The organism is Streptomyces sp. NPDC054840 (assembly GCF_053611065.1).
The window spans coordinates 1-5,769 of record NZ_JBSGZP010000477.1 but is presented as its reverse complement, the minus strand read 5'-3'; the positions used below and the strand labels follow the sequence as shown (position 1 = coordinate 5,769).

At 74.9% G+C, this 5,769-nt stretch carries 4 protein-coding genes and 1 riboswitch; of the genes, 1 reads left to right on the top strand and 3 read right to left on the bottom strand.

Features of this window, described 5'->3' with window-relative positions:
• Positions 1–56: 56 nt before the first annotated feature.
• Genes ACWGIU_RS27295 through ACWGIU_RS27285 form a run of 3 tightly spaced genes read right to left on the bottom strand, consistent with a single transcriptional unit; the run spans position 57 to position 3,528 of the window.
• Positions 57–1,553 carry a precorrin-2 C(20)-methyltransferase gene (locus ACWGIU_RS27295; RefSeq protein WP_453710071.1) on the bottom strand — a complete coding sequence of 499 codons (1,497 nt, stop codon included), beginning with the start codon at positions 1,551–1,553 and terminating at the stop codon, positions 57–59.
• Positions 1,550–2,197: a precorrin-8X methylmutase gene (locus tag ACWGIU_RS27290; RefSeq protein ID WP_327382569.1), complete on the bottom strand. Its 648-nt coding sequence runs from the start codon at positions 2,195–2,197 to the stop codon at positions 1,550–1,552. Before ACWGIU_RS27290 ends, ACWGIU_RS27295 begins: the two co-directional genes overlap by 4 nt.
• On the bottom strand, positions 2,194–3,528 hold the full coding sequence (locus ACWGIU_RS27285) for a cobalamin biosynthesis protein CobG (protein WP_453710073.1): 1,335 nt from the start codon (positions 3,526–3,528) through the stop codon (positions 2,194–2,196). The genes ACWGIU_RS27290 and ACWGIU_RS27285 overlap by 4 nt, the downstream gene beginning before the upstream one ends.
• A 643-nt stretch (positions 3,529–4,171) precedes the next feature.
• A riboswitch (cobalamin riboswitch) is annotated at positions 4,172–4,276 on the top strand.
• A 55-nt stretch (positions 4,277–4,331) separates the two neighbouring features.
• Here ACWGIU_RS27285 and ACWGIU_RS27280 point away from each other — a divergent pair.
• A partial coding sequence (locus ACWGIU_RS27280) for a cobaltochelatase subunit CobN (RefSeq protein ID WP_453710069.1) occupies positions 4,332–5,769 on the top strand: 1,438 nt, incomplete at its 3' end.

Below are 5,769 nucleotides of genomic sequence, written 5' to 3'. Positions count from 1 at the left end.
GTATAAGAGACAGCACCGGGCCTTCGCCGCGTACCGCTCCGCCTCGCCTCACCCGGTCACGGGTAGCGGCGGGGCGTCCAGGTGACCCTCGACCCGTCGGCCCGCTCGGTGATCTGCGTCTGCGAGGATCCGATCAGCAGGAGCGTGCGCATGTCCACCTCGGACGGATCCAGTTCGGCGAGCGTGACGATCCGCACCGACTGCTCGGGGCCGCCCACGTCGCGCGCGACGACCACCGGGGTTTCGGGCGAGCGCAGTTCGAGCAGCAGTTCCCGGGCCTGGGCCACCTGCCAGGTCCGGCTGCGCGAGCCCGGGTTGTAGAGGGCGAGCACCAGGTCGGCCGCGGCGGCCGCGCGCAGCCGCTCCGCGATGACCTCCCAGGGCTTGAGCCGGTCGGAGAGCGAGATGGTGGCGTAGTCGTGGCCGAGCGGGGCACCGGCCGCGGCGGCCGCCGCGTTGGCCGCGGTCACCCCCGGCAGGACCCGTACCGGCACATCCTTGTACTCCGCCTGCCCGGCCACCTCCAGGACCGCCGTGGCCATGGCGAAGACGCCGGGGTCTCCGCCGGAGACCACGGCCACCCGCCGGCCGCGCCGGGCGAGGTCGAGGGCGAACTCGGCGCGCTCCGACTCCACCTTGTTGTCGGACCCGTGCCGGATCTGGCCCGGCTTGACGGGCACCCGGTCCAGGTAGGTGGTGTAGCCGACCAGCACCTCTGCGTCGGCGAGCGCACGCCGCGTCTGCGGGGTGAGCCACAGCGGGCCGGCCGGGCCGGTGCCCACGACGACGACCTCGCCGGGGCCGGAGGGGACGCTGCCCGGGTTGCCGATGCGGCTGGGGAGCACGGCGACGGCGAAGTACGGAACGCTGTCGGCGTCGATGTCGGCGAGGAGTCCGGTGCGCTCGCCGGCCATGGTGGCGCGCTCGACGTAGCGGGCCTCGGCGAGCCGGCCGCCGGCCTCCATCGCGCCGCGTACGGCGGGGAAGGTCCGGCCGAGCTTCATCACGACCGCCGAGTCGGTGGCGGCGAGGCGGGCGGTGAGCTCCTCCTCGGGCAGGGTGCCGGGGAGGATCGTCAGCACCTCCTCACCCTCGACGAGCGGGGTGCCCAGCCGGGCGGCGGCGGCGCTCACGGAGGTGACGCCGGGGATGACCTCGGTCTCGTACCGGTCGGCGAGCCGCTTGTGCATGTGCATGTACGAGCTGTAGAAGAGCGGGTCGCCCTCCGCGAGCACGGCGACGGTCCGGCCGGCGTCCAGGTGCGCGGCGAGGCGGGCGGCGGCGGCCTCGTAGAACTCCTCCATCGCGCCCTGGTACCCGCCGGGGTGGTCGGTGGTCTCGGTGGTGACCGGGTAGACCAGCGGTTCCTCGACGTGGTCGGCGCGCAGGTGCTTCGCGGCGATCGAACGGGCGATGGAACGGCCGTGGCGGGCGCTGTGGTAGGCCACGACATCGGCGTCGGCGATCACCTCGACGGCGCGCAGGGTCATCAGCGACGGGTCGCCGGGGCCGAGCCCGACCCCGTACAGCCGCCCCTTGGCGATGTCGCTCATTCGGCCACGCTCGCAATGGCGTTGACGGCGGCGGCGGCCATCGCGCTGCCGCCGCGCCGGCCGCGCACGACCAGGTGGTCGAGCCCCGAGGGGTGGGCGGCGAGGGCGTCCTTGGACTCGGCGGCGCCGATGAAGCCGACGGGGACCCCGATGACGGCGGCGGGGCGCGGGGCGCCCTCCTCGATCATCTCCAGCAGCCGGAACAGGGCGGTCGGCGCATTGCCGACGGCGATGACCGAGCCCTCCAGCAGGCCGCGGTCGCGCCAGACCTCCAGGGCGGCGGCGCTGCGCGTGGTGCCCATCTTCGCGGCGAGCTCCGGTACGGCCGGGTCGGAGAGCGTGCAGATCACGTCGTTGTCGGCGGGCAGCCGCTTGCGGGTGACACCGCTGGCGACCATCTGCACGTCGCACAGGATCGGCGCGCCCGCCTCCAGCGCCGCACGGGCGCGCAGCACGACCTCCGGGGTGTACCCGAGGTCCTGGGGGAGGTCGGTCATTCCGCAGGCGTGGATCATGCGCACCGCGACCTGGGCGACCGTGTCGGGCAGCCCGGAGAGGTCCGCCTCGGCGCGGATCGTGGCAAAGGACTGGCGGTAGATGGCCGCGCCGTCCTTCTCGTACTCAAACACGGTGTACTCGCTCATTTCTTCACTACGTCGGGGTCGGTGCGGGCGTCCGCGAGTGCCGCGGCAAGTTCGGAGGGCCGTACGTCGTGGGGTACGGGGCGGCCGGGCGCGGCGAGCCGGTATCCGGACCCGGTGGCGACCAGGTCCACCCAGGCGGTGCCGCGCGGATGCCCGCAGCGGCGCTCGCAGCCGGACCAGTGCACTGGCAGCGGACCGCGTGCCCGGTCGGCGACGGCCCGCGCGTCGGCGCGTACGTCGGCGAGGGATTTCGCGCAACCGGGCCGCCCCGTACAGGCGGTGACGGCTTCCCAGGGGCTGTCGGGGGTGAGGACCAGCCCGGCGTCCTCGATCCGGGCGGGCCCGCGCCCACTCACCCTCGGCAGGACGACGCTGCGCCACGGCGTGACGCGCAACTGGCCGCTCCCCTCATCGTCGGCGACCTGAACCAGGACCCGCCACTGCGCGGAGCTGAGCCGGCCGAGCGGGGGCAGCACGCACAGGGTGGCGCGGTCGTGCCCGCCCGCGCCCGACGGCCGGGGCGGCGCGGTGTACGGCCAGTCCACGGCGCGGGCGGTCGCGGCGGCGATCCCGGCGGCGTCGAGGCGCCGGGTGAACTCAGCTTCGTCCAAAGTGTGTCCGGCGGGCAGTTCGGACACCCGCCAGGCCTGTGTGCCGGCTTCGGCGGCGGCGTCGAGGAAGTACCGGGCGGCCAGCAGAGCCGCTCGGGGGGCGTCCTGCCCGGCGAGTTCCACGGCGTCGGCGGCCCGGCCGAGCCGGAGCAGCGCCCGGCCTGCGCAGCGGCCGAGCACGGTCACGTCGGCGGCGAGCGCGGCCACGTCGCCGCGCCCGTCGTCGAAGGCGAACAGGAACCGCCCGGACAGCGCCGCCGCCCACGGGCTCGCGCACAGCAGCCGGTCGAACTCCATGGCCCAGGCCGACGCGTCGGGCCGGTCCGTCCCCTCCGGCCCGCCCCGCCCCTCCGGTCCGTCCAGGCCGGACATGGGCGTCGCCACGATGTTCCGTACCCGCTCATGGCTCGGCGCGGGGAGCAGCCCGGCCCCGTCCAGCAGCTCCGCGAGCCCGGCGCCGCATCCGTCGGCCAGGCCGCGCAGTTGTACGTTGCCGCGCGAGGTCAGCTCCAGGTGTGCGTCCCCGAACCGGTCGGCGGCGAGCGCCAGCGCCGAGGCCTGCCGCACGGTGAGCAGCCCGGCCGGCACCCGGACCCGTGCCAGGAACCCGTCGTCCGCCGCGTGCAGCCGCAGCGCACCGGGGCAGGCGTCACCGCGCTCCCGTATGACGGGTTCGTCCCGCGATGCGGCGGAAGGGGGCTGGGGCATGGCCGCGAGCATACCCACGATTGGGTCCCCCCGACCTGTGTCCGTCACCACCCCGACCAGCCATTCCTAGCCCGCCCGTCCCATCCGGCCCCGCCGGCCCTTCGAGCCGCACTCCCGGCTCCGCCGACACGCGAGCCGCACTCCCGGCCCGCCAACACGTGGGCCGCTCCCCGCCCGCCGACGCCATGAGCCGCACTCCCAGCCCCCGACGCCTGAGCCGCATCCCGGCCCCGCCGACGCCTTCGCGGCACCCACGGCCCGCCAACACCTGAGCCGCACACCCAGCCCCCGACGCCTTAACCGCACACCCAGCCCCGCCAACGCGTGAGCCGCACCCCCGGCCGGCCAACGCGTGAGCCGCACTCCCGGCCGGCCGATACGTGAGCCACACACCCAGCCCCGCCAACACGTGAGCCGCACACCCAGCCCGCCAACACCTGAGCCGCACTCCCAACCCCGCCGACGCCTGAGCCGCGCTCCCAGCCCGCCGCGTACGAGCCGCACTCCCAGCCCCGCCGGCGTTTGAGGCGCGGGGTCCGGGGCAGAGCCCCGGCAGCGTCGCCGCACCCGGCGGACCACCGTCATCCCACCCGCCACACCGGCGGCAGCCACCCGCCCCCTAAGATGACCTTCCGGCGGACCACACGGCCCGCCGTCGCCGAGGACGGCGACATGGGAGGAAGCCCGGTGCGATTCCGGCGCGGTCCCGCCACTGTGAACCCCGCGGAGCGATCCGGCGACCGGGGTGAGTCAGGAACTCCCGCTGTCCTCACACTGCCCGGGGCGCGGAAACCCCGAGGAAGGCCTGCCGCCGCATGATCCTGCTGCTGTCGACGTCCGACACCGATCTGCTCAGCGCCCGCGCGGCGAACACGGCGGACGGCCCCGTCCCGTACCGGTTCGCGAACCCCTCCCGCCTTCCCCTCGACGACCTGCCCGGCCTCCTCGACGGGGTCGACCTGGTCGTCGTACGCCTCCTCGGCGGACTCCGCGCCTGGCAGGACGGCCTCGACCTGCTGCTGGCCCCCGGCCAGACCCGCCCGGTCGTGGTCCTGACCGGCGAACAGGCTCCGGACGCGCAGCTCATGGAGGCCTCCACGGTCCCCATCGGCATCGCGGCCGAGGCCCACGGCTACCTCGCCCACGGCGGCCCGGCCAACCTGGAGCAGCTGGCCCGGTTCCTCTCCGACACCGTCCTCCTCACCGGCCACGGCTTCGAGCCGCCCGCGGCCTCCCCCACCTGGGGACCGCTGGAGCGCACCCCGCAGCGCACCGAGGGCCCGCGGATCGCGGTGCTGTACTACCGCGCCCACCAGATGAGCGGGAACACGTCCTTCGTGCACGCCCTGTGCGACGCGATCGAGTCCCACGACGCCCAGGCGCTGCCCCTGTACGTGTCCTCCCTGCGCACCCCCGAGCCGGAGCTGATCGCCGCACTGGAGTCGGCCGACGCGGTCGTCACCACGGTCCTCGCGGCGGGCGGTACCAAGCCCGCCACCGCCTCGGCGGGCGGCGACGACGAGTCCTGGGACGCGGGCGCGCTCGCCGGCCTCGGCGTGCCGATCCTGCAGGCTCTGTGCCTGACCGGCTCGCGCGCCGCCTGGGAGGAGAACGACGAGGGTCTCTCCCCGCTGGACGCCGCCACGCAGGTCGCCGTGCCCGAGTTCGACGGCCGTCTGATCACCGTCCCGTTCTCCTTCAAGGAAATCGACGCGGACGGTCTGCCCGCCTACGTGGCCGACCCCGAGCGGGCCGCCCGGGTCGCGGGGATCGCCGTACGCCACGCCCGCCTGCGGCATATCGACCGCCGCGACAAGAAGGTCGCGCTGGTCCTGTCCGCGTACCCGACCAAGCACTCGCGCATCGGTAACGCGGTCGGCCTCGACACCCCGGCCAGCGCCGTGGAGCTGCTGCGCACCCTCGTCGCCGGCGGCTACGACTTCGGGCCGACCGAGGACATCCCGGGTCTGGTCTCGGGAGACGGCGACGAGCTGATCCGCGCCCTGATCGAGGCAGGCGGCCACGACCAGGACTGGCTGACCGAGGAGCAGTTGGCCCGCAACCCGGTCCGGATCCCGGCCGCCGACTACAAGCGGTGGTTCGCGGAGCTCCCGGCCGAGCTGCGGGACAGCGTCACCGAGCACTGGGGCGAGGCCCCGGGCAACATGTTCGTGGACCGCTCGGCGAACCCGGAGGGCGACATCGTGCTCGCCGCTCTGCGCCGCGGGAACCTCCTCATCCTCATCCAGCCGC